Source organism: Maribacter sp. HS (assembly GCF_048059195.1).
Lineage (GTDB): Bacteria > Bacteroidota > Bacteroidia > Flavobacteriales > Flavobacteriaceae > Maribacter > Maribacter dokdonensis.
The window spans coordinates 53,822-77,005 of sequence record NZ_JAYLVV010000009.1; the positions used below are offsets into that span (position 1 = coordinate 53,822).

The following is a 23,184-nucleotide window of genomic DNA, read 5'->3' on the forward strand; positions in this document are numbered from 1 at the left end:
TCAAATGAAAAACCAACCAGCATCCTTGAAATTAATGTCTTTATGTTTTTTAATGGCATTTTGGACGGTAGCTTTAATGCAGGCTCAAAAAGCTGAATCTGACCTTAAATTATGGTATACGGCACCAGCGGCAGATTGGAATGAAGCTTTGCCAATTGGTAACGGTCGTTTGGCGGCCATGGTTTTTGGGAATCCCATTACCGAGAATATTCAATTGAACGAAAGTACCTTATGGGCTGGCGGTCCGCACCGTAATGATAATCCAAGGGCAAAAGAATCTTTGTCCAATATACGACAACTCATTTTTGAAGAAGACTATGATCAAGCTCACGGTATCGCTAATCGCGATTTTATTTCAAATACCTCTCATGGCATGCCCTATGAAACGGTGGGAAATTTAAGGTTGAATTTTAAAGACCAAGAAAATTACACCAATTACTACAGGGAATTGGATATTGAAAATGCAGTGAATACCACCATGTATTCGGTAAATGGTGTGGAATTTAAAAGAGAGGTTTTTACCTCTTTTACGGATGAGGTCATTGTAATGAGGTTAACAGCCAATAAAGAAGCTCAAATTAGTTTTACGGCAACTATGGATCGCCCAGAACCGGCTAAAGTTAGGTTGTTTACTGAAAACAGTGATGTTTTGGTCATGACAGGTTATGGTAGTGATAATAAGAACAAGCGTTTGCCAGAAGAGGCTGAGTCAGTTAAAGGTGAAGTAGAATTTGATACCAGAATAAAAATTGTTCCGGAAGGTGGAGAAATTGTTTCTACGGCAAGTGAATTAAAGGTAACAAATGCAAATAGTGTGATGCTGTACATTTCAATAGCTACAAATTTTGTGGACTACAATGATGTAAGTGCAGATGCTCATAAAAAGGCAGCAGACTATTTGGCTAAAGCATCCTCTAAAAGATATGACCAATTGTTAAGCCGTCATTCAGATTTTTACCAAAAGTATTTTAATAGGGTCTCATTACATTTAGGTAGTACAGATGCAGCAAAAAATCCTACTGATGTTAGAATAAAAGAATTTAGTACCGGTATAGATCCATCGCTAGTTGCCTTGTATTTTCAATTTGGCAGGTATTTATTGATATCCTCATCGCAACCAGGTGGTCAGCCGGCCAACTTACAGGGCTTATGGAACAACCTATTGGTACCACCTTGGAAAAGTGCCTATACCGTAAATATCAATACAGAAATGAATTACTGGCCTGCTGAGGTTACCAATTTATCTGAAATGCATGAGCCATTAATTGAAATGGTAAAAGATCTTGCAGTAACGGGAAAAGAAACCGCAAAGGTTATGTACGGTGCAGATGGGTGGGTAACCCATCACAATACAGATTTATGGAGAATTACCGGTCCTGTAGATGGGGCAACTTGGGGAATGTGGCCAACTGGCGGAACATGGTTAAGTCAGCATTTATTCGATACCTATGAATTTAGTGGTGATATGAATTATTTAAAAACGGTTTATCCAGCTATGAAAGGTGCCGCTGAGTTTTGTTTGAGTATGTTAACTCCAGAACCTGAAAATGGTTGGTTGGTAATTTCACCTTCGATATCCCCTGAACATGGCCCCAAAAACCGTTCTAAAAATGTATTTATCGCGGCAGGTACTACTATGGATAATCAATTGGTGTTCGATATGTTAACAAAAACAATAAGAGCGGCAAAATTACTAGAGGTAGATGATAAAATGGTATATAAAATGCAGTCGGCTTTAGCTAAACTACCTCCTATGAAAATAGGTCAACATCATCAGCTTCAAGAATGGATGCAAGATTTAGATGACCCCACCGATGATCACCGTCACGTATCTCATTTGTACGGTTTATATCCTTCAAATCAAATATCGCCCTATAGAAATTTGGAGTTATTTCAAGGTGCCAAAAATACTTTGATACAAAGGGGAGATCCTTCTACCGGGTGGTCAATGAACTGGAAAATTAATTTGTGGGCTAGAATGCTAGATGGCAACCATGCCTATAAATTAATGGGCGATCAAATAAAATTAGTTGGCAGACCAGACTCGCCTAAAGGCGGAGGTACTTATGCCAATATGCTAGATGCTCACCCGCCATTTCAAATTGATGGTAATTTTGGGTTCACCTCTGGTGTAGCGGAGATGTTGGTTCAAAGTCATGATGGGGCAATTCACTTATTACCTGCATTACCAGATATATGGGCAAAGGGCAAGGTAATGGGTCTTCGGGCTAGGGGAGGTTTTGAAATCAAGGAGTTGGAATGGAAAGATGGTAGAGTTGTAAAAGCTATAATCCGATCTAATTTAGGCGGAAACCTTCGTGTGCGAGGGTATGATAGATTGAAGGATCAAAACGGTAATGAATTTAAAGTTGCGACCACGGAAAACGTGAACCCGTTTTATCAAGTGCCACAAATTAAAAAGCCCGTCATATCAATAACAGATCCAGAAGAGCTTATTTTAAAACCTACATTCTTATATGATATAGCTACAAAAGTTGGGCATGAAGTTATGCTACTTGCCAAGTAGTTTTATGAGTTAAAATCAGGTTTGCTTTTCAAGTGTAATCTAGGGTGGCATTTTAAAGGTAGTTGATAAAACAGTGCATAGGTAAAATGACTAAAACTGTAATCATTGTTTATCGGTGATATAAAAGTGTGGTTTATTAAATTTTACTGTAAGAGGCTTTATAAATATAAACAAAGACCAATAATTTATATTGAATGAACTATAAATTATATCGCATAGCCATATTAAAAATTACTTTCGATATAAGATCCATAATTCAGCAGTTCTATTGTTATTGGTAAGTTGAACTAGGGAACAGATCTTGATGAAATTAAATGAAATCAAAGAATGAATAAAGACAGAGTTTTGAGCAAAGTAATCGTAGTTTTTTTAATAGCTATTGTTGGTCTTGGTTGTAAGGGTAAAGAGAAGAATAAACCGGTTGAGGTAAAAAAGAAACCTAACTTTTTATTTGTTTTGGTGGATGATCAATCTCCTTTCGATTTTAAATTTTACGATTCTACTTCAACTTTAGATGCCCCAACGATAACCAAATTGGCAAAAGATGGTTTAATAGTAGATGATGCCAGGCACATGGGGGCAATGGTGGGTGCGGTTTGTACCCCATCTAGACATATGATCATGAGTGGAAGAACGGTTTGGAGCCTACCTTCTATGCAAGGATACATCAACCCTAACGAACCTGAAAATTTAGAGGAAAACACCATTGGTGCGGTTTTCAATAGGGCAGGCTATAGCACTATGCGTACTTGTAAAAAGGGAAATTCATATCCAAAGGCGAACAAACAGTTTACCCTGGTGAAAGATGCTACAAAACGCGGAGGAACAGAAGAGTCTGGTAGTGCTTGGCATGCTGATCAAGTATTGACTTATTTAGACGGTAGGGAAGAAACAGCAGACGAAAATCCGTTCTTTATTTATTTTGGTCTCTCGCATCCACATGATATTCGGGACGGTACGCCAGAATTATTGGCAAAGTATGGTGCAACAAATCATACCGATAAGAAAAATCTTCCGCCTGCAAATGAAAATCAACCACCCTTACCGGAAAATTATTTAGATGCCCACCCTTTTCATCATGGGCATTTAGAATTACGTGATGAAGAAAATGTTAGTGGCGTTTGGAAAAACAGGGATGAGCAAACCGTTAGAAACGAAATAGGGAGGGAATATGCCTGTTCAGAAAATATTGATATTCAATTGAACAAGGTCTTAAATAAATTAGAGGCTATGGGAGAATTGGATAACACCTATGTTATTTATACTTCTGACCATGGTATAGCGGTTGGGCGTCACGGTTTAATGGGGAAACAGAATTTATATGAGCATTCATGGAGGGTGCCATTAATAGTAAAAGGTCCTGGTATTAAGGCAAATCAGCGTGTTAAGGGTAATATATATCTGACAGATATTTTGCCTACCCTGTGCGATTTAGCCGAAATAGAAATACCGGAAACGGTACAAGGGAAAAGTTTTAAGCCTATTCTTATGGGAGAGCGAGAAAGCCTTAGAGATGTCATGTACGGCGTATATGCTGGCGGTTCAAAACCAGGTATGCGTACCGTAAAAAAAGGAGATTGGAAATTAATTAAATATGATGTTTTGGACGGTAAGGTTCGTGAGACACAATTGTTCAATCTTGCGGAAAATCCTAATGAATATATAGCAGAACATAGTACATCTATAGAAATGCAAAATGACTTGGCAGAAAACCCAAAATATGCAGCTAAGTTGGCAGAAATGGAAAAATTACTTTTAGAGGAAATGGAAAATTACGGAGATCCATTCAGGTTATGGGATCAAGAAACTAAATAACGATACATGATGATTTTAAAAAACGCACGTAATATTACAATTTTAACGCTACTATTTTTTAGCGTATTAATGAGTTGGGCGCAACAAGCTAAAACAACGGAACAGCCTAATATCATTATTTTTCTTTGTGATGACCTAGGGTATGGAGATCTATCATCTTATGGGCATCCTTTCATAAAAACTCCGAATATTGATAAGTTGGCGGCAACGGGCATTAGAATGACAAATTACTATGCTGCAGCACCGGTTTGTTCTCCTTCCCGTGTAGGGTTGTTAACGGGGCGTAGTCCCAATAGGGCAGGGGTGTACGATTTTATACCGGGTCCTAAGAAAAGTGAGGATTTAAGGGATAAGGTCCACTTGCAAGAAGGAGAGGAAACCATACCGGCAATGTTAAAAACCGTAGGTTATGAAACTGCTTTGGTTGGCAAATGGCACTGTAGTTCTTTATTTAATAATCCTGCACAACCACAACCAGATTATTTCGGGTTCGACCATTGGTACGCCACCCATAACAATGCATCGCCAAGTCATAAAAATCCAAAGAATTTTGTTAGAAACGGAGAGAAGGTTGGTCAGCAAGAAGGGTTCAGTTGTCAGTTGGTGGTAGATGAAGCTATGAGCTGGTTGGACAATAGAAAAGGAGATCATCCATTTTATTTACAGGTAACGTTTCATGAACCTCATGAACCGGTAGCTTCACCAGAAGATCTAGTGCAGGAATACTTGCCATATTCCAATGGTCTTGCTGAAGCCGAGTTTTTTGCAAATGTTGCCAATGTAGATAAGGCTGTGGGCAGGTTATTGGCATATTTGGAAGAAAAAGGAACAGAAAACACCTTGGTCATTTTTACTTCTGATAACGGACCGGAAACATTTACTCGTTACCCTGGCGCAAAAAGAACCTTTGGTCAAACTGGTGGTTTAAAAGGGAGAAAATTATGGACCACAGAGGCCGGTATTCGTGTTCCTGGTATTGTGAATTGGATAGGAAAACCTATGTATACTGGTACTACGGATGCTGTTGTATCCGCATTGGATTTTCTGCCTACATTATCCGAGCTTACCGGAGCCAAATTACCAAATAAAGAGTTGGATGGTGAATCCTTTTTATCCTTGATTAAAACAGGGAAATTTGAAAGAAAGAAACCATTGGTTTGGGGTTTTTACAATGCCTTAAACCAACATAAAATTGCTATGAGATATGGTGATTATAAAATATTGGCACGTTTAAAAAACAACGGTGAATATCTTCCACAGATAATGAATGTATACGATGGTAATGAAGCTTTGATCAAAGAAAGTGAACTAACCGATTATGAGTTATACAATTTAATTGAGGATAAAATGGAGTCCGCAAATCTGGTAGAAACAGAGCCCGAAAAATTTACGGAAATGAAAAAATTACTTCATGCGGAGTACGGTAAGTTGCTGGAAGGTAGTCATATATGGAGAAATGAAGTAGACTAAATAGTATTGGGTGTAATATTAATGTTTTATGTAAATGTGTTTTATGAAAAAGGTGATAGCTTTTGTTTTTATACTTTTTATGAGCTTACATCTCATGGCCCAACAAAAAAACGTGCTTGTTATCTGTATAGATGATTTAAGACCGGAATTAAAATCTTTTGGTGCAGCATATATACATTCCCCTAACATAGACAGCTTAGTAGATAAGGGTAGGGCGTTTACACGGCATTATGTAAATGCCCCAAGTTGCGGCCCATCGCGTTATGCGTTTTTAACAGGACGATATGGATTGCAGTATAGGGGTGATGCTAATCAATCTTTATTTAAAAGGGCAGAAGAACTATCTGAAGATTCCAATGCTATTTCTCCAAGTATGCCAGAATGGTTCCGCAAAAATGGGTATACCACGGTATCGGTAGGTAAAGTTTCTCATCATCCCGGTGGTAGAGGAGGTACACTTTGGAATGATGATCAAGTACCTGAAATATCTAATGCTTGGGATAAGCATATTATGCCCGTTGCGGAATGGGAAACACCTAAAGGAGCAATGCATGGCTTGGCGTATGGTAAAGTGCGTACACCCAATGATAGAGATATCATTGAAACGGTAAATGGTGATGATAAAAGTTATCCGGACGGTCATATTGCAGAAGAAGGTTTGCGGCAGCTTGATCTATTGTCTAAAAATGATAAACCTTTCTTTTTGGCAATAGGGCTTATAAAACCGCATCTTCCTTTTGGGGTTCCTGAGCACTATTTAAAGTATTATGATGATGTTGAAATTCCTGCTTCTCCACATACCTATAAACCAAAAGGGAAAACCACATGGCACGGCTCGGCAGAGTTCATGAATTATAATAGATGGGACAAGGATCCTAATATTGATAAGGAATTCGCTTTACGGCTTAAAAGGTATTACGCCGCATGCGTTAGTTATGCCGATAAGCATGTGGGTGATATCATTAAAAAGTTAAGGCAAACGGGTGCGGATAAAAATACGATAGTGGTATTATGGGGCGATCATGGTTGGCATTTGGGAGAACATGCAATCTGGGGCAAACATAGCTTATTTGAAGAATCTTTAAGATCACCGTTAATAATTTATGACCCTTCCATGACTGGGAAAGGTCAAAAAAGTGATGCCATTGTAGAATCGGTCGATGTCTTTCCAACATTATGCGAATTAACGGATTTGCCCGTTCCTAATTTTACCAAAGGAACATCTTTAATGCCCATTTTAAAAGATGCCAAGGCAAGTGGTCATGAAGCTGTGGCCATTAAGGCACATGCCACTACCATACGAACAGATCAATACAGATTGGTTCAGCATAAAAGCGGTGAAATAGAATTGTATGACCATAATACACCGGAGGGTGAAGTGCTCAATATCGCAGAGGATCATCCAGAGACCGTACGGCGTTTAAAAAAATTGATTACTGCCAAAATGGGAATAAAAGCTTTTGTTTTCGCTGATTGACTCATAGCCCATTGGTAAGTAAGTGTATAGCTAAAGGTTATCATCACTTTGCAATATAATTTATATACATGGAGCATAGATTTATAGCCTTATAAGTTCAAAGAATTGATATTAGTGGACAATTATCAATACAGAAAAAATGGTAGGTATTTTGTCTTTAATAGCTGTTGAACAAAAAATGGCATTATGCTGTAAAATGTTACGGCGAAATATATGGTTACCTATTATTTTGTTTGGTTTGGTTTTGGTAGCACAGGTTAAGGTGTATCCTGCACCAAATGGAATACAATTAGCTAAAACATATAAGGTAGCGGTTAATGGCTTGGATGTTCCTGTTTACTCTACTAAAATACCACCGTCTAAGCCCATACCAAGGTTGAACCCTTTACGGGGTGAATTCGGTAAAGCATCTATTGCTTCTTTTGATATGAAGGGGAGTGCATCAATTTCTATTGCCTATCATGAAAAAGTGGAATCGGTAAAGATTTTGCCTTTGTCGTATAACATAAAACCGAATTTTAAAGGAAATATCGTTGATTTTCAATTAGATGAACCCGATCATGTAACTATTGAAATTAACGGAGAGTGGCATGAGTCTTTACATATTCTAGCGAATCCTTTTGAAGAAAATATACCAGATCCCAATGACCCTAATGTCATTTATTTTGGACCGGGAATTCATAATGTATCACAAATAACAGTTACTGATGGGCAGACCTTGTATGTTGCAGGTGGAGCCTATATAAATTGTGTAGTTCCGGAAATAGAGGAAGAAATTGAAATTAGAGGGCAATTAAGAAAAAAACCAACATTTATTTTAGAAGGAAAAAATGTAAGTATAAGGGGTCGTGGCATAATTGATCAAAGTGGTATTCCAAAAAAAGAAAGACGATACACTATTTTGGCGCTTAAAGCAGAAAACGTAAAGATAGAAGGTGTAACAATCTTTGACCCCAGTCATTGGACCATTCCTATTCAAAGTAGTGATAATATTCATGTTGATAATATAAAAATCATAGGTTGGCGTGGTAATGCAGATGGTGTTGATATTACCAGTAGTAGAGATGTTTTGGTAGAGAATTGCTTTATGAGAACGTTTGATGATGCTGTAGTGATAAAGTCCTTTGGCGGATATGGAGAGGTAAAAAACGTTCACACAAGAAAGTGTGTGGTTTGGAATGAGCTAGCCCATGCTTTTAGCATTGGGGCAGAAGTTCATGAAAATATCAGTAACGTACTTTTTGAAGATAGTGATGTTATACATGACGTTGGTAGGGAGACAGCGTTAAGGGTATATCATTGTGATAATGCGGTAATAAGTGATGTCACTTTTGATAATATCAGAATTGAGGAAGCCCGAAGGTTGATTTCCTGTTGGATAGGCAAAACACGCTGGACGGAAACCATGGAACGCGGACATATTAAAAATGTAACCTTCAAAAATATTACGGCAACTTCCGCGCCAATAGATACCACGTTAACAGGGTTTCAAGATGGACCAGATTGGAAACCTTATAGCATTAAAGATCATGCAAGTATGGAATTGATCGGTTATGATAAAGATCACATTGTTGAAGGGGTAGTTTTTGACAATGTAATTATAGACGGTAAAAAAATTGAAGTTGAAAATGTAATCATCAATGACTTTGTTAAAGATGTTGAGGTCAAGAAATAAATAAGCAACAATCCAGATAAAGCTAACAATCATTCTTAGGAAAATAGAGCAATTTTAAGGTGTAAGAAAAAAGAATATATGAAACAGATAAAGCCATTTGGCAATCATTTATGCGTAATTGCGGTACTAATGATGTTCTTCTCGTGTGCTGAGAATAAAGAAGAAGCACCAAGAAAACGACCAAATATTTTGTTCATCATGTCAGATGATCACGCGTACCAAGCTATAAGTGCGTATGACAGTAAATTGATACAAACACCAAATATAGATCGGTTGGCAAAAGAAGGTATGTTGTTTACCAATGCCAGTGTTACCAATTCAATTTGTGCACCATCAAGGGCAACAATATTAACAGGAAAGCATACCCATATCAATGGTAAAATAGATAATTTAATGCCTTTTGATACTACACAGGTTACTTTTCCTCAGATTTTTCAAGAAAACGGGTATGAAACTGCCATGTTTGGAAAGTTACATTTTGGGAATAATCCAAAAGGTGTAGACGAGTCTATGATATTACCAGATCAGGGATTTTATCTGAATCCGGATTTTATAGATACCAAAGGGGATACTACGACCATTACTGGTTATGTTACGGATATCATTACCGATTTAACATTGGGTTGGTTGCAAGAAAAGCGTAACAAAGAAAAGCCGTTTATGATGATGTACATGCATAAGGCGCCACATAGACCTTGGTGGCCAAGTCCGGAAAAATTTGCGGAGTTTACGAATAAGGAATTTCCAGAACCTGAAACCCTTTTTGATGATTATAAGAATAGGGGCACCGCTGCAAAAACGGCGGAAATGAATCTATTGACCCATATGATGTATAGTCATGATAGTAAAATTAGACCAGAACTTCTTCATGAAATGGGTGATAAGGTATCACCAAAAGTTGAGGAATTCGAGAATGGTTTTTATGGTCCTTATGGCAGGGCAAATGCAGCTCAAAAAACGAAATACGATGTGGTTTTAGACAAAATAAATGCTGATTTTAAAGCAAATTGGCCAAACATGACCGAGCAGGAAAAAATGCGATGGAAGTATCAACGCTACATGCAAGATTATTTAGCTTGTATTTCATCTGTAGATGATAATGTTGGTCGTGTTTTGGATTATTTGGATGAAAGCGGATTGGCAGAAAATACAATAGTTATTTATACTTCTGACCAAGGGTTTTATTTAGGTGAGCATGGCTGGTTCGATAAAAGATTTATTTATGATGAGTCTTTTAAGACACCGTTATTGGTTCGTTGGCCCAATAAAATTACCCCTGGTAGTAAAGAAAATGAAATGGTACAAAACCTGGATTTTGCACCCACCTTACTTGAAGCCGCCAATATTCCTGTACCAACGGATATGCAAGGGGAGAACTTAATGCCCTTACTAACGGGAGAAAAGGAAAAATGGGATAGAGATGCGGTGTATTACCAGTATTATGAATACCCTAGTGTACATATGGTAAAACGTCACTATGGTATTGTGACCAAAGAATATAAGTTGATCCATTTTTATTATGATGTTGATGAATGGGAATTGTATGATAGATTAAAAGATTCTCAAGAGCTCAACAACGTTTTTAATGATCCTGCGTATGCAGCAGTAGTCAAAGAAATGAAAACAAAGTTAGATGAACTTCGGGTAAAATATGGAGATTCATCTGAATTGGATCAGAAGTATATAGAGATTTATAAAAACATGAAAACAGAAAAGGAAAATGATTTTTGGTAAAAAAATAAATAAAAGTATTGTAATAAAAACCTTAGTTGTTGTTCATTTTTTGATTTGTAGTACGTCTTTATCTGCGCAAACCGAAGTTGCTTCATTGGCAGCTTTGGTACCCTATTTAGCGCAAGATAGTGTCAATGTAGTTGTAAAGAAAGGTGTATATAATATCACGGTAAAAGATATAGAAAATGGCACATTTAAGTCTCACACAAATATAGATGATCATAATGCATTGGTGCTATTGTTGTTTAGTGGCAATAATAGTACTTATGATTTTACGGATGTGATTATAAATGTAGAAACAAAGGTTCTTACGGCATTTAAGAACTATCGTGAATTTTATGAACTTCAAATAACGGGTAATAACAATGTTATAAAGAACTTAACCCTGGCAGATGTAGGATCTGTGCATGACCATCCAACTAGAAGGGCTTGTAATGTGGTTATGGATGGAGCTAGCAACAGAATAGAAGGGCTACATTTAAGTACCAAAGGATCTTACCCGTATGGTTATGGAGAAACGTTTGGAAAAGGAGGCAAAAATGTAATCCCTCATTTTAAGCATTCTGCCTTTTTGGTTCGGGGTTATAAGAATCATGTGAAAAATTGTACAATAATTCACCGATCTTATGGACATGCCTTGTTTATGCAGGCGGCAGATGAACCGTTAATTGAAGGTTGTTATATAGAAGGTACCATGCGATCAACAGATGATATGCTTGCCGAAACCGGAACGGGTACAGATGGAGATAAAGCAGGGTTCATGACATATTTTGGGTATAAGTTGCCACCAGGTTATATGATGAGCCTGGGCGAAGGAGGTATAAGAGCATATAATGGAGGGGAAACTATAATTAATGGTGTGGAGTATAACCGTGGGACTTCTAACCCAACGATCATTAATTGCACGGTAAAGAATATGAGGGCAGGTGTAACGCTGACCCATGCAACAGGTAAAAAGTATGTGTCGGGAACTACAACTATTGGTTGTGAAAGAGGTTTTTGCATTGGCACGGGAGATATTGTAGATTGTTATGCAGATACCCAATATGGTCCAGCGCTTGGGGTAGATTATATTACAGACAGTGGTACAAATGCAGATATAACCTTGCTACCGTATGAAGGGGAGTCCTATAACGGTAGTGGTCATGCAGCCATCATTATAGGAAGCAATCATAAAATTACCCTTAGGAGTGCTATCCCTGATCCTGATCAGAATTTAAAAATTCAAATTGGTGGTGATAACAAAACGATAGGCCTACTAAAATCGGATGAAAATTATACCGCATCGCATATTTTACTTCATAATTTAACAGCGTATCCGGTTGTTCTCGATGAAGATAGCAATGGTATTAAGGGAGTGTCTGCGGGTAAGGTTATAGATGAAGGGCAAAATAATCACCTTTCTTATAAATCAATTTTTCAAGATTAGAATACAATTAACGCACAAGAATTATAATATATCTATGTTTTTAAAATCAAATCTATCGGTATTCAAGTTTCATAAAATATCCTTAGTCCTTTTTGGGGCTATGACCATACTATGCACATCTTGTGAAGAGGAGAAAGATTCGGTCTCCACCGTTGAAAAAAAGCCTAATGTAATATTGATATTGGTAGATGATCAAGGTTATGGTGATATCGCGGCTTTGGGTAACCCATATATAAAAACGCCTAATATAGATAAGCTGCACGCTACAAGTGCCAGATTTACGGATTATCATGTAAATCCTACATGTGCGCCAACAAGGGCAGCACTTTTAACAGGGCATAATGCAAATAGAACGGGAGTTTGGCATACCATTAACGGTAGGTCTTTATTATTGGAACGAGAAACGACCATGGCCGAAATATTTAAGGAGAACGGCTATTCCACTTCAATTTTTGGTAAATGGCATTTAGGGGATAACTATCCGTTTAGGCCAGAGGATAATGGTTTTGATGAGGTATTGTCTCACGGCGGTGGCGGTATGGAACAAACTATGGATTATTGGGATAACGATTATTTTGATGACATGTACATACATAATGGGGAATTAAAAAGATTTGAAGGGTACAGTACGGATATTTGGTTCAATGAGGCAATTAAGCATATTGAAAAAAATAAGGATAAACCTTTCTTTTGTTACCTACCTACCAATACTGCGCATTCACCATATTTTGTGGCTGATAAGTATATAGTACCATATAAGGATAATGACGCCATTCCGTTACCAGCTTTTTATGGTATGATTGCCAATATAGATGAAAATATAGGTAAGTTGGTTGACTATCTGGAAACCTCAGAATTGATGGATAATACCATACTTATCTTCACCACCGATAACGGTACCGCACAAGGAGCCAAAACAGATGGACACCGATTAGACGGCTTTATTAAGAAAGGTTTCAATGCAGGTATGCGTGGGGTGAAAGCAAGTAAATACGAGGGTGGTCACCGTGTGCCACTATTTATCCATTGGAAGAATGGAGGAATTACTGTTGGCAAGGATATTAACGAATTGACCGCTCATTTTGATGTATTGCCAACTTTGGTAGAAATGTGTGGTTTAGAGGTGGATGATGATATTTCTTTTGATGGAAAGAGTTTGCTGCCCTTGATCAAAGGGGAAAGCAATGATTTTAAAGAACGTATTGTAATTACCAATTCTCAGCGTACCGAGAATCCTGAGCCATGGCGTAGAACATCCTTAATGCAAGGTAAGTGGCGATTGGTAGATAGTACTGAGCTTTATAATTTAGAAACTGATCCAGAACAGCGAGAGAATATAGCCTCTATGCATCCTGAAAAAATGAAACAATTTAAGGATGCATATGATCAATGGTGGCAAGATTTGCTTCCAACGTATAATGATCTTCCAAGAATTTATGTTGGCAATGAAAAGGAAAATCCTACCAAATTGTATTGTCATGATTGGCATACAGAAGGAGATAGTCCTTGGCACCAAAGGCATATAAGAACGGGTTATAGGGATAATGGTTATTGGGCAATACATGTAGACCAGCCAGGTACATATTCGGTAAAACTGCGTAGATGGCCAGAAGAAACACAGTTGGCCTTAAATGCAGAGGCACCTATTAGACCAGCAAAAGAAGGGACCAGTGTTTCTGCAAGTAAACCCGGTAAATCTTTACCAATTACCAAAGCGAGGTTAAAAGTGCAGCATTTGGATAGTGAAATTAAAGTGGATCCTACTCAGGAATATGCAGAATTTAAGGTGGATTTAACAGAAGGGGAAACTGAACTGCAAACATGGTTTACATTGGATAACAATGAAACACTTGGTGCTTATTTTGTAAGCCTAGAAAAAATTGAATAGGTTAATTGATTGATTTTTAAGGGTTAACTATATTGTGATTCATAATTTATCGATAATGAATCATGAGTTATAAGTATATGGGGATTATTTTTTCATATTGCATAAGGTCATTAGGCAACTTAAACAGGTTATGAGTAAACACAATCAAAATTTTAATTTCGCAGCATTGGTGTTAATGACCTTTCTGTTTAATTATGGCTGTGCCCAAACGGCTAAAGTAATGGTCTTGAATGATTCTTTAGAAGTGCGATCTACACTTTTATATGAGGAAAATTTTAATGAAGACCTAAGTTCTTGGCAGGTAGAACAGATGCCTGGGGGAATAGCTAAAATCAAAGATGAAAAGCTTGAAATTGATGATGTCGCAGGTTGTACAATTTGGTTTAAAAAAGAACTATCCGGACCAATAATGATTGAATACGATGCCTATATCATATCTGACGGAGGTGAAAACGACCGGGTTTCTGATATGAACTGTTTTTGGATGGCGAAAGATGTAGAACATCCTGATAACTTATTTGAAAATTCAGCCAAAAGACACGGTAAGTTTACAAATTATGATAGTCTACGGCTGTATTATATGGGCGTAGGTGGTCATGACAATACCAAAACCAGATTTAGAAGATATGTAGGTAATGGAGAAAGACCGTTATTGGCGGCACATGATTTTTCTAAACAGGAGTTTTTGTTAGAGCCCAATACCACGTATCATATTAAAATCATTGCGTATGACAATGTTATTCAATATTACAGAAATGGAGTCAAAATGATCGATCTAAATGATGATGACCCTTATACCAGTGGATATTTTGGGTTCAGAACGGTGAACAATCATATGACAATTGATAACTTTAAAGTATACAGATTAAAACAATAATAAATATATAATTAAATGTCTACAACCTATAATACAAGATACGCTTCTAGCCCAGAGGCAGTTAAGAAATATGACACAACCGCTTTAAGGGCCGAGTTTTTGATCAATGACCTTATGAAAGAGGGCGAGATCAATTTAACCTACACCCATTACGATCGCTATATTGCTGGTTCTGCAGTGCCAAAATCTAATTTGAAACTAGAAACTATTGATCCTTTAAAGGCAGCGTTTTTCTTGGAGAGAAGAGAAATGGGTATCATCAATGTAGGTGATTCAGGAGCCGTTGAAGTAGACGGTGAAAATTATAGTCTTGGTCATAAAGACGCGCTCTATATTGGCATGGGTGCAAAAGATGTCATTTTTAAAAGTGATGACCCTGAAAAACCGGCTAAGTTTTATATCAATTCAGCACCGGCACATACCAATTTTCCAACTAAAAAAGTAAGCTTGGAAGAGGCGAATAAATTGGAGCTGGGGTCTTTGGAAACTGCAAACCATAGAACGGTTAGTCAAATGATCATTGGTGGAGTGGTAACTACATGTCAGTTGCAAATGGGTATGACCAAGTTAAAGACCGGTAGTGTTTGGAACACTATGCCGGCACACGTCCACGATCGTAGAATGGAGGTATATTTTTATCTAGATGTGCCAGAAGGTCAAGCAGTTTGTCATTTTATGGGCCAACCACAAGAAACAAGACATATATGGATGCATAACCATCAAGCGGTAATTTCACCACCATGGTCTATACATTGTGGGTCAGGAACTTCAAATTACACCTTTATCTGGGGTATGGCAGGTGAGAATTTAGATTACAGTGATATGGATGTTGCTGCAATAACAGAATTAAAGTAAAATTATGTCTACAGAATTATTTAGTTTAAAAGGAAAAGTGGCATTGGTAACCGGTAGCACCCATGGTCTAGGTATGGCAATGGCAAAAGGATTGGGACTTGCAGGTGCAAAGTTGATCGTTAACGGTAATTCATCGCAAACTAAGATTGATGATGCCATTGCATTTTATAAATCATTGGGTATAGATGCATACGGATTCAAGTTTAACGTAACCGATGAAAAAGCGGTTAAAAAAGCTATTAACGATATTCAAGCTTCAGTTGGCACCATTGATATTCTTGTGAATAATGCAGGGATCATTAAAAGAACACCTCTAGAAGAAATGGAAGTTGAGGACTTTAAAGAAGTTATCAATGTTGATTTAGTGAGTCCGTTTATAGTGTCCAAACATGTGGTGAAAACCATGATAGCCAGAAAGCAAGGTAAGATTATTAATATTTGCTCAATGATGAGTGAATTGGGTAGAAATACCGTAGGGGCTTACGCGGCCGCAAAAGGCGGATTAAAAATGTTGACCCAAAATATGGCTACAGAATGGGCTAAGCATAACATACAGGTCAATGGTATAGGACCAGGGTATTTTGCAACCAGTCAAACCGCGCCTATACGTGTAGATGGTCACCCTTTCAATGAATTTATTGTAAATAGGACACCGGCAGCAAAATGGGGAGACCCAGATGATTTGGCAGGTGCAGCGGTATTTTTATCGTCTAAGGCGAGCGATTTCGTAAACGGACATATTTTGTATGTAGATGGTGGTATTTTGGCAACCATTGGTAAACCAAGTAATGAAAACTAAAATTATGATTAACCAGATCCATTTAAAGTATTGTGCAGTAGTAGTTACCTTATTTTTAATAGGCTGTACAGGTGAAAAACCGTTAGAAATTGAAGTTGTAAATCATTTGAATATTGATCGTTCATTGGAAACCGTTGAAATTGATTTGGCACTTTTACAATCTGACGAATCTTTAAAATTGGTCACGGGAAAATCTTACAAGGTCAGTGAAGTAGATAGTGGAACTGAATTAGTTTCGCAACTAAGTGATGTTGATGGAGATGGCTCGGCAGATGTTCTTTTGATTCAACCGGAAATAGCGGCAAATTCAAGTAAAACTTTTAATATCACACTTAAGGAGGCTGTAGCAGGGTCAGAAGATGTTCCAACATGTTATTCAAGATTTGTTCCGGAGCGAACCGATGATTATGCTTGGGAAAATGATAGGGTAGCATTTAGAACCTATGGTCCTGTGGCGCAAAAAATGATAGAGGACAGTATACCCGGTGGAACATTATCCAGTGGTATGGATGCGTGGTTAAAAAGGGTGGATTATCCAATAATCAATAAATGGTACAAGAAAGAATTGGAAACTGAAGGCACTTACCATGAAGATGACGGTGAGGGTTTAGATAATTTTCATGTTGGCACCAGCAGAGGAGTAGGTGGTATTGCTGTCAAGGTGGACACCACATATCAATTTTCAAGAAATTTTACAGATTATAAAACTATTGAAACCGGACCGCTCAGAACTAGTTTTTGGATTACGTACGCACCATGGAAGGCAGGAGATAAAACCATAGCGGAAAAGAAGTTTATTTCTTTGGATCGTGGAAGTAACCTGTCTAAATACAGAGTTGAAGTCAACGGCTCGGAAACCATTTCCGTTGGTCTTACACTTCATGAAAAAGATGGGGAAATTGCTGCTGAGGTAGAACAAGGTTGGGTCAGTTATTGGGAACCATATTTTGGCTCTGAATTAGGAACAGGTGTTGTAGTTCCTGCCAACGCTATGCTGGGATATGATAAATATATGACCAATGCCAAAGATCTAAGTAATTTGTATGCACAAGTTAAAGTGATAAATGGCGAAGCGGTTTATTATACCGGATTTGGATGGAAAAAAAGCAAACAATTTAATACCAAAGAAGAGTGGAACGCTTATTTAAAGGAATTTGCACAAAAGGTGAATGCACCATTAGAAGTTAAAGTGAAGTAGTTGGTTACTTATACGGATGATTGTTTTGCACCATAGTTGAGTTATATGAACTCATAGCAAAACAATCATCCATTTTATATTAGTTGATTTTCTTGATCAAATGATTTGGAAAATCTTTTGTGTTTTCACAGCATACTTGCTCCATTACCTGTTGTAATTCGGTCTTTAATAATGAAATCGTATGATTTCCTCCTTCATTTCCCAATGCCGCTACACCGTACATAAAAGAACGACCTAAAAAGGTGAATTCAGCACCAGAAGCCATTGTTCTGGCAATATCCGGACCAGAGCGTAAGCCGCTATCCATCATAACATTTATTTGGTCGCTATATTTTTCTGCAATTCTAGTCAACGGTCTTATAGTAGATTCCCCTGCATCTAATTGTCTACCACCGTGGTTAGAAACAATAATACCATCAATACCCAGTCGTATGGCTTTTTCGGTATCCATTTCAGAAGCCACGCCTTTGAGTACCAATTTACCTTTCCAAATATCGCGGATAGGTTTAATTTTTTCCTCGTTTAATCTACCGGTAAAAGTTTGGTCCATGAATTTTCCTAGTTGTTTTAAATCTAGGTTTTTGGGCATATAAGGCTTAAGCGTTTCAAAGTTGGGCTGACCATGAATTAGGGTTTTCATTGCCCATTCTGGTTTTCCTAAAATTTGTAGAATGTTCTTTACGCTCATTTTTGGTGGCATAGCCAATCCATTTCTAATATCCCTTGGTCTAAATCCAAAAGTTGGTACATCTGATAAAATGACTAGAACCGGGCATTCTGCCTGTGCAGCTCGGTTGATCATATCATCACGTAATCTATTTTCGGTCGGATGATATAATTGAAACCATGCCTGACCTTCGGTAATTTCAGAAATTCTTTCAATACTACTTGTAGAAACCGTACTTAAAACAAAGGGTACATTGTGTTCAAAAGCCGCCTTAGCTAGAATTTCCGGAGCATTGGGCCACATGAGCCCCTGGAGACCAACTGGTGCTATACCAAAAGGAGCATCGTATGTATGCCCAAAAAGTTCGGTTTTCATATCTGATCCCGTATGCTTACTTAAATAGCTGGGCGATAATTCCACTTTTCTGATATCGCTCGTATTTTTAATGAGGTTCACATCTTCATTACAACCACCATCCAAATATTCAAAAGCAAATTTTGGAATTTTTTTCTTCGCCTTGTTTCTTAAATCGGTAACTGAAGGGTATTTGTTGTTAATGGCAATTTTTGCTTTACTCATAATTCAAATATTTTGTTCATTAGTCGCCATTTTTCTCCTGGTTTTGAGTTTGGTATAGCTTGTTGATACTTCCACATTAAAGTTTCCCATTCTTGCACTTTGACATTTCTTTCATCAGCTTGTTGCTTTTTGTCAAATGAGAATAAGGGGTTGGTTTCCATAATCATGAAAAGCCTGTTTTCTACTAGATAAATATCTAAATTTTCAATGTGAGAACCATTGATACTTTCAATAATTTCTGGCCACACATTTTTATGGTGCTCAATATATTCGTTGATCAACGTTTCATCGTTCTTCAAATCTAACGCAAAACAATGTTTTTGATTCTTCATGCTAATTCTGATAATATTTATGGGTCATTTGTCCGTAGAAAGCAATAACCACAAAACAGATTAATGGTAATATAAAAGAAAAGTTGACCTCGGATAACCCTAGTATTTCCGTGTCATTGACACCAAATCCGCCAACATCTATTATTTTACCCTGTAGACCAGGCATTAAGGCACCACCAACGATAGCCATAACAAGACCTGCAGCACCAATTTTAGATTCCTCTTCTTCTAAATTTTCTAAGGCAATACCATAAATTGTAGGGAACATTACGGACATGCATAATGATAGTGCTACCAAACAATAAAGCCCTATGGTACCTACTAAGAACATGGTTCCCAAAGATGCCATAATAGCAGCAATGGCATATAATAACAGTAATTTTCCAGAGGATATAAACCTTAGAAGATACGTGCCAATTACCCTGCCTACTAAAAAGAGGATAAAGGCGATAATTTGATAATTTGCGGCGGTTTCACTTTCCATACCAATAGCCTCTGCATATTGGTAAATATAGGTCCAACACATAATCTGTGCTCCAACATAGAATATTTGGGACACTACACCAAAGACATATTTTTTATTCTTTTTCAATGAATTAAATGTATGGGACAGGCTAGGTATGTTGCCATCACCTTTTGATTGTGGCATTTTACTAACGGCGATCAATACCAAAATTGCCAAAATAACCAAGCCTAAGACTACATAGGGATCTCTGATCACCATTAAATCTGAAGTTCTTATGAGAGATTTTTTTGCTTCGGATAAGGCACTATAATTTTCAACATCGTCAGATTGTAAATTTTTAAGTACAAATTGCTGGGCCACTAAAAGTCCCAATAACAGACCAATAGGGTTAAAGGCTTGTGCCAAGTTTAATCTTTGGGTCGCGGTTTTAGGGTCGCCCATTGCCAATATGTAAGGGTTGGCGGTTGTTTCTAAAAAGGCAAGACCAAATGTTAGAATATATAGACCTAAGCAGAAGAACCAAAACTGTTCTGTTATGGCCGCAGGATAAAAAAGTAATGCGCCTACGGCATATAAGGCCAAACCAATGATAACACCTACTTTATAGGAATAATTGCGAACAAATAACGCTGCCGGTAAGGCCATACAAAAATAACCACCATAAAAAGCCATTTGTACCCATGCAGCTTGAGAATTAGATAGTTCCAATACCTTTTTAAAGGCTTGTACCATAGGATCCGTAACGGCATTTGCAAAACCCCAAAGAGCGAATAAAGAAGTTATTAAAATAAAGGGTAACAAAGTTTTTCTTGATACAATAGGTGTTTTATCTGTCTTTGACATGGGTGGTGAGTTTTGTTGTTAAGTTGAAAGGTTAGAAAGCAAAGTCAGCGTTATAGGGCGCGGTCCAAATGGCTGTAGCCACCATCTACAAATATGAGTTGACCTGTTGTATGACTGGATTTTTCAGAAAGTAAGAAAGCGACCATATCTGCAATTTCTTCTGCTGTGGTCATTCTATTTTCTAAAGGAATTTTTTCGGTAATCTTACCAAGTCTTTCTTCTGGGTTTGGAAATGATTTTATCCAACGATCGTACAACGGTGTATAGCATTCGGCAACAATTACGGCATTTACACGAATGGAATAGGGTAGTAGCTCAACCGCCCATTCTCTTGTAAGTGCATTTCTGCCTCCGTTTGCTGCGGCATAACCAGAAGTGCCACCTTGACCGGTTACCGAGGTTTTAGAACCGATATTTACTATTGCTCCCTTGTTTCTTTTAAGTTCAGGAAGCGCATAGTGTGCCATCATGTAATAATGGGTAAGATTTCTAGAAATGGAACGCATAAAATCTTCATGATTACCATCTTCTAACCCTACCGAATCATTTACTCCGGCATTATTGACCAAGCCGTCAATTCTACCAAAACGTGCTATACAGCTATCTACGGCCTCTTTACATTTTTGAGGGTCCGTAAGCTCAGCAAAAGCATATCCTGCTTGTCCGCCTTCTTTTTCTATCTCAGAAATTACCGATACAATATTCGCTTTATTTCTACCTAGAATATATGGTATGGCACCTTCTTTTGCTAGGCAAATACTTATACCTCTACCAATTCCAGATGAACCTCCAGATACTATGATAACTTTATTTTTCAGATTTAAATCCATCGTTGGTAATTTTAATATGTTTAATTGATTATGCGTTTAAGTTGTAAAAATCCATAGCGTTCAATCCCATAATTTGTGCTTGCTCTGTAAGCGATAGTTGCTTAATGTAAGACGTGATAATGTCTTTGTTTTTGGAATAACTACCCGCCAATAGGCAAACAGGCCAATCTGACCCGAACATTAAACGGTCTGTGCCAAATGCCTCAAATACAACATCGATATACGGAGTGAAATCGGAAATGTTCCAACTGCTCCAATTTGCTTCAGTAGTTAGTCCCGATAGTTTACAATATACATTTGGGTTTTTGGCAAGTGCTGTAATAGCAGCTTTCCAATCATTTATTTCACCTGATTTTATAGGTGGTTTGGCAATATGGTCAAGAACAAATTTTTGATTTGAAAATTTTGACACCAATTGAGTGCTGTTCTTTAATTGATTAGGGAACACCAAAAGATCGTAGGTTAGATTTAAGGCCGCTAATTCACTAATGCCGTTCATAAAGGCTTGATTTAAAATGAAGTCTTCCTTTTCAGCTTGTAGAATATGGCGCACACCTTTAAAAAGTTTGTTTTGGGCAAAATATTCCAAACGCTTTTTCACGTTGTTATCGCATAAATCTACCCAGCCTACGACTCCCTTTATAAAATTATTATGGGTAGCTAAGTTTAATAAAAAGGTCGTCTCGGTTTCAGACTGATCTGCTTGTACGGCAATACAACCATCAACATTGTTTTCAGTAAGTATTGGTTTTAAATCACTAGGTAAAAAATCGCGCTGAATAATTTTCATTGCACCATTGATCCAACTATCTCTAACCGGGTCATACTTCCAAAAATGTTGATGGCTGTCTATGATCATTTTGTATATGCCTTGGCAACTTGTTTAGAACTACCTAGTTTTTCAATACCTAATTCAACCACATCACCTGGGTTTAAATATCTTGGAGGATTAAAACCTAAACCTACACCAAAAGGAGTACCTGTAGATATGATATCACCCGGTAATAGGGTCATGTATTGGCTAATATAACTAACCAATTCTGGAACATTGAAAACTAAATCTTCGGTATTACTGTTCTGTAATAGTTCTCCATTGACCTTTAACCACAAGTCTAAATTATGTGGATCGCTAACTTCTTCTTTGGTAGCTAAAAACGGACCTATAGGTGCAAAGGTGTCACAACTTTTACCTTTTACCCATTGCCCTTCTTTTTCTAATTGAAATTCCCTTTCACTATAATCATTATGCAATGTGTAACCCGCTACATAGTCCATGGCGTCGGCTTCTTCCACATAGCTTGCTTTTTTACCAATAACGACGGCAAGCTCTACCTCCCAGTCGGTCTTCTTACTATTCTTTGGGATGATAACATCATCATTGGGTCCTACGATAGCAGAGGTTGCCTTAAAGAACAATACAGGTTCGGTAGGTACTTTCATGCCACTTTCTGCTGCATGTTTGGCATAGTTCAACCCAACGCAAACAATTTTAGAAGGTTTTTTTAGGGGAGGTCCCAACCTAGTACTCTTATCTATTTTAGGTAAATCATTAGCTTTTTCATCTACCCAAGACTTAAGTCGTGCTAAACCGTCGTTCTCAAAAAACAGTTCATCATAGTCTTCACCAAAACCTGAAGTATCTATCCAATCGCCATTATCAAGAATTACTCCCGGTTTCTCATTTTCAGGTGTTCCAAATCGTATTAATTTCATTGTATATAAT

18 protein-coding genes are annotated in these 23,184 nt (G+C 37.6%); 12 read left to right on the forward strand and 6 right to left on the reverse strand.

Annotated elements, in window-relative coordinates; translation table 11 throughout:
• Window positions 1-4 precede the first annotated feature (4 nt).
• The 12 genes from VBZ51_RS16595 to VBZ51_RS16650 all read left to right on the forward strand — a co-directional run bounded on the left by VBZ51_RS16595 (window position 5) and on the right by VBZ51_RS16650 (window position 17,744).
• Window positions 5-2,527, forward strand: a complete 2,523-nt coding sequence (locus VBZ51_RS16595) for a glycosyl hydrolase family 95 catalytic domain-containing protein (RefSeq protein ID WP_416577635.1) — start codon at window positions 5-7, stop codon at window positions 2,525-2,527.
• A gap of 327 nt (window positions 2,528-2,854) precedes the next feature.
• Window positions 2,855-4,342 carry a sulfatase-like hydrolase/transferase gene (locus VBZ51_RS16600; protein WP_416577636.1) on the forward strand — a complete coding sequence of 496 codons (1,488 nt, stop codon included), beginning with the start codon at window positions 2,855-2,857 and terminating at the stop codon, window positions 4,340-4,342.
• 6 nt (window positions 4,343-4,348) lie between these two features.
• Window positions 4,349-5,812, forward strand: a complete 1,464-nt coding sequence (locus VBZ51_RS16605; RefSeq protein ID WP_416577637.1) for a sulfatase-like hydrolase/transferase — start codon at window positions 4,349-4,351, stop codon at window positions 5,810-5,812.
• Between the two features lie 43 nt (window positions 5,813-5,855).
• On the forward strand, window positions 5,856-7,289 hold the full coding sequence (locus VBZ51_RS16610) for a sulfatase (RefSeq protein ID WP_416577638.1): 1,434 nt from the start codon (window positions 5,856-5,858) through the stop codon (window positions 7,287-7,289).
• A gap of 139 nt (window positions 7,290-7,428) precedes the next feature.
• A complete protein-coding gene (locus VBZ51_RS16615) occupies window positions 7,429-8,964 on the forward strand; it encodes a glycosyl hydrolase family 28 protein (RefSeq protein ID WP_416577639.1) in 1,536 nt (511 codons plus the stop codon).
• A gap of 78 nt (window positions 8,965-9,042) precedes the next feature.
• Window positions 9,043-10,698 (forward strand): sulfatase, encoded by a 1,656-nt coding sequence (locus VBZ51_RS16620; protein ID WP_416577640.1) that lies wholly within the window; start codon window positions 9,043-9,045, stop codon window positions 10,696-10,698.
• Complete coding sequence (locus VBZ51_RS16625) at window positions 10,685-12,127, forward strand: hypothetical protein (protein ID WP_416577641.1); 1,443 nt, start codon at window positions 10,685-10,687, stop codon at window positions 12,125-12,127. The genes VBZ51_RS16620 and VBZ51_RS16625 overlap by 14 nt, the downstream gene beginning before the upstream one ends.
• A gap of 34 nt (window positions 12,128-12,161) precedes the next feature.
• The gene (locus tag VBZ51_RS16630) at window positions 12,162-14,015 is read left to right on the forward strand and encodes an arylsulfatase (protein WP_416577642.1); all 1,854 of its coding nucleotides are present in this window, start codon (window positions 12,162-12,164) and stop codon (window positions 14,013-14,015) included.
• A 130-nt stretch (window positions 14,016-14,145) separates the two neighbouring features.
• Window positions 14,146-14,892 carry a DUF6250 domain-containing protein gene (locus tag VBZ51_RS16635; protein ID WP_210707839.1) on the forward strand — a complete coding sequence of 249 codons (747 nt, stop codon included), beginning with the start codon at window positions 14,146-14,148 and terminating at the stop codon, window positions 14,890-14,892.
• A 15-nt stretch (window positions 14,893-14,907) separates the two neighbouring features.
• Entirely contained in the window at window positions 14,908-15,747 is an 840-nt protein-coding gene (gene kduI, locus VBZ51_RS16640; protein ID WP_416577643.1) for a 5-dehydro-4-deoxy-D-glucuronate isomerase, read from the forward strand.
• Window positions 15,748-15,751: 4 nt separating this feature from the next.
• Window positions 15,752-16,546 carry a gluconate 5-dehydrogenase gene (locus VBZ51_RS16645; protein ID WP_416577644.1) on the forward strand — a complete coding sequence of 265 codons (795 nt, stop codon included), beginning with the start codon at window positions 15,752-15,754 and terminating at the stop codon, window positions 16,544-16,546.
• Entirely contained in the window at window positions 16,536-17,744 is a 1,209-nt protein-coding gene (locus tag VBZ51_RS16650; RefSeq protein ID WP_416577645.1) for a DUF4861 domain-containing protein, read from the forward strand. The genes VBZ51_RS16645 and VBZ51_RS16650 overlap by 11 nt, the downstream gene beginning before the upstream one ends.
• A gap of 79 nt (window positions 17,745-17,823) precedes the next feature.
• On the opposite strand, the gene VBZ51_RS16655 is transcribed toward VBZ51_RS16650, so the two are convergent.
• Genes VBZ51_RS16655 through VBZ51_RS16680 form a run of 6 tightly spaced genes read right to left on the reverse strand, consistent with a single transcriptional unit; the run spans window position 17,824 to window position 23,174 of the window.
• The gene (locus tag VBZ51_RS16655; protein ID WP_416577646.1) at window positions 17,824-18,990 is read right to left on the reverse strand and encodes an alpha-hydroxy acid oxidase; all 1,167 of its coding nucleotides are present in this window, start codon (window positions 18,988-18,990) and stop codon (window positions 17,824-17,826) included.
• The gene (locus VBZ51_RS16660) at window positions 18,987-19,322 is read right to left on the reverse strand and encodes an L-rhamnose mutarotase (RefSeq protein ID WP_416577647.1); all 336 of its coding nucleotides are present in this window, start codon (window positions 19,320-19,322) and stop codon (window positions 18,987-18,989) included. Before VBZ51_RS16660 ends, VBZ51_RS16655 begins: the two co-directional genes overlap by 4 nt.
• Window position 19,323: 1 nt before the next feature.
• On the reverse strand, window positions 19,324-20,631 hold the full coding sequence (gene fucP / locus VBZ51_RS16665) for an L-fucose:H+ symporter permease (protein WP_416577648.1): 1,308 nt from the start codon (window positions 20,629-20,631) through the stop codon (window positions 19,324-19,326).
• A gap of 50 nt (window positions 20,632-20,681) precedes the next feature.
• Window positions 20,682-21,461 carry an SDR family oxidoreductase gene (locus VBZ51_RS16670; RefSeq protein ID WP_058105413.1) on the reverse strand — a complete coding sequence of 260 codons (780 nt, stop codon included), beginning with the start codon at window positions 21,459-21,461 and terminating at the stop codon, window positions 20,682-20,684.
• A gap of 28 nt (window positions 21,462-21,489) precedes the next feature.
• Complete coding sequence (locus VBZ51_RS16675) at window positions 21,490-22,320, reverse strand: amidohydrolase family protein (RefSeq protein ID WP_416577649.1); 831 nt, start codon at window positions 22,318-22,320, stop codon at window positions 21,490-21,492.
• On the reverse strand, window positions 22,317-23,174 hold the full coding sequence (locus VBZ51_RS16680) for a fumarylacetoacetate hydrolase family protein (protein WP_215997836.1): 858 nt from the start codon (window positions 23,172-23,174) through the stop codon (window positions 22,317-22,319). Before VBZ51_RS16680 ends, VBZ51_RS16675 begins: the two co-directional genes overlap by 4 nt.
• Between the last annotated feature and the right edge of the window lie 10 nt (window positions 23,175-23,184).

What these genes read in the sequence shown, in the direction of transcription:
- fucP (WP_416577648.1), bottom strand. Translation starts at nt 20,631, where the DNA reads ATGTCAAAGACAGATAAAACACCTATTGTATCAAGAAAAACTTTGTTA.
- VBZ51_RS16620 (WP_416577640.1), top strand. Translation starts at nt 9,043, where the DNA reads ATGAAACAGATAAAGCCATTTGGCAATCATTTATGCGTAATTGCGGTA.
- VBZ51_RS16610 (WP_416577638.1), top strand. Translation starts at nt 5,856, where the DNA reads ATGAAAAAGGTGATAGCTTTTGTTTTTATACTTTTTATGAGCTTACAT.
- VBZ51_RS16605 (WP_416577637.1), top strand. Translation starts at nt 4,349, where the DNA reads ATGATGATTTTAAAAAACGCACGTAATATTACAATTTTAACGCTACTA.
- VBZ51_RS16655 (WP_416577646.1), bottom strand. Translation starts at nt 18,990, where the DNA reads ATGAGTAAAGCAAAAATTGCCATTAACAACAAATACCCTTCAGTTACC.
- VBZ51_RS16645 (WP_416577644.1), top strand. Translation starts at nt 15,752, where the DNA reads ATGTCTACAGAATTATTTAGTTTAAAAGGAAAAGTGGCATTGGTAACC.
- VBZ51_RS16675 (WP_416577649.1), bottom strand. Translation starts at nt 22,320, where the DNA reads ATGATCATAGACAGCCATCAACATTTTTGGAAGTATGACCCGGTTAGA.
- VBZ51_RS16650 (WP_416577645.1), top strand. Translation starts at nt 16,536, where the DNA reads ATGAAAACTAAAATTATGATTAACCAGATCCATTTAAAGTATTGTGCA.
- VBZ51_RS16625 (WP_416577641.1), top strand. Translation starts at nt 10,685, where the DNA reads ATGATTTTTGGTAAAAAAATAAATAAAAGTATTGTAATAAAAACCTTA.
- VBZ51_RS16595 (WP_416577635.1), top strand. Translation starts at nt 5, where the DNA reads ATGAAAAACCAACCAGCATCCTTGAAATTAATGTCTTTATGTTTTTTA.
- VBZ51_RS16680 (WP_215997836.1), bottom strand. Translation starts at nt 23,174, where the DNA reads ATGAAATTAATACGATTTGGAACACCTGAAAATGAGAAACCGGGAGTA.
- kduI (WP_416577643.1), top strand. Translation starts at nt 14,908, where the DNA reads ATGTCTACAACCTATAATACAAGATACGCTTCTAGCCCAGAGGCAGTT.
- VBZ51_RS16630 (WP_416577642.1), top strand. Translation starts at nt 12,162, where the DNA reads ATGTTTTTAAAATCAAATCTATCGGTATTCAAGTTTCATAAAATATCC.
- VBZ51_RS16660 (WP_416577647.1), bottom strand. Translation starts at nt 19,322, where the DNA reads ATGAAGAATCAAAAACATTGTTTTGCGTTAGATTTGAAGAACGATGAA.
- VBZ51_RS16670 (WP_058105413.1), bottom strand. Translation starts at nt 21,461, where the DNA reads ATGGATTTAAATCTGAAAAATAAAGTTATCATAGTATCTGGAGGTTCA.
- VBZ51_RS16600 (WP_416577636.1), top strand. Translation starts at nt 2,855, where the DNA reads ATGAATAAAGACAGAGTTTTGAGCAAAGTAATCGTAGTTTTTTTAATA.
- VBZ51_RS16615 (WP_416577639.1), top strand. Translation starts at nt 7,429, where the DNA reads ATGGTAGGTATTTTGTCTTTAATAGCTGTTGAACAAAAAATGGCATTA.
- VBZ51_RS16635 (WP_210707839.1), top strand. Translation starts at nt 14,146, where the DNA reads ATGAGTAAACACAATCAAAATTTTAATTTCGCAGCATTGGTGTTAATG.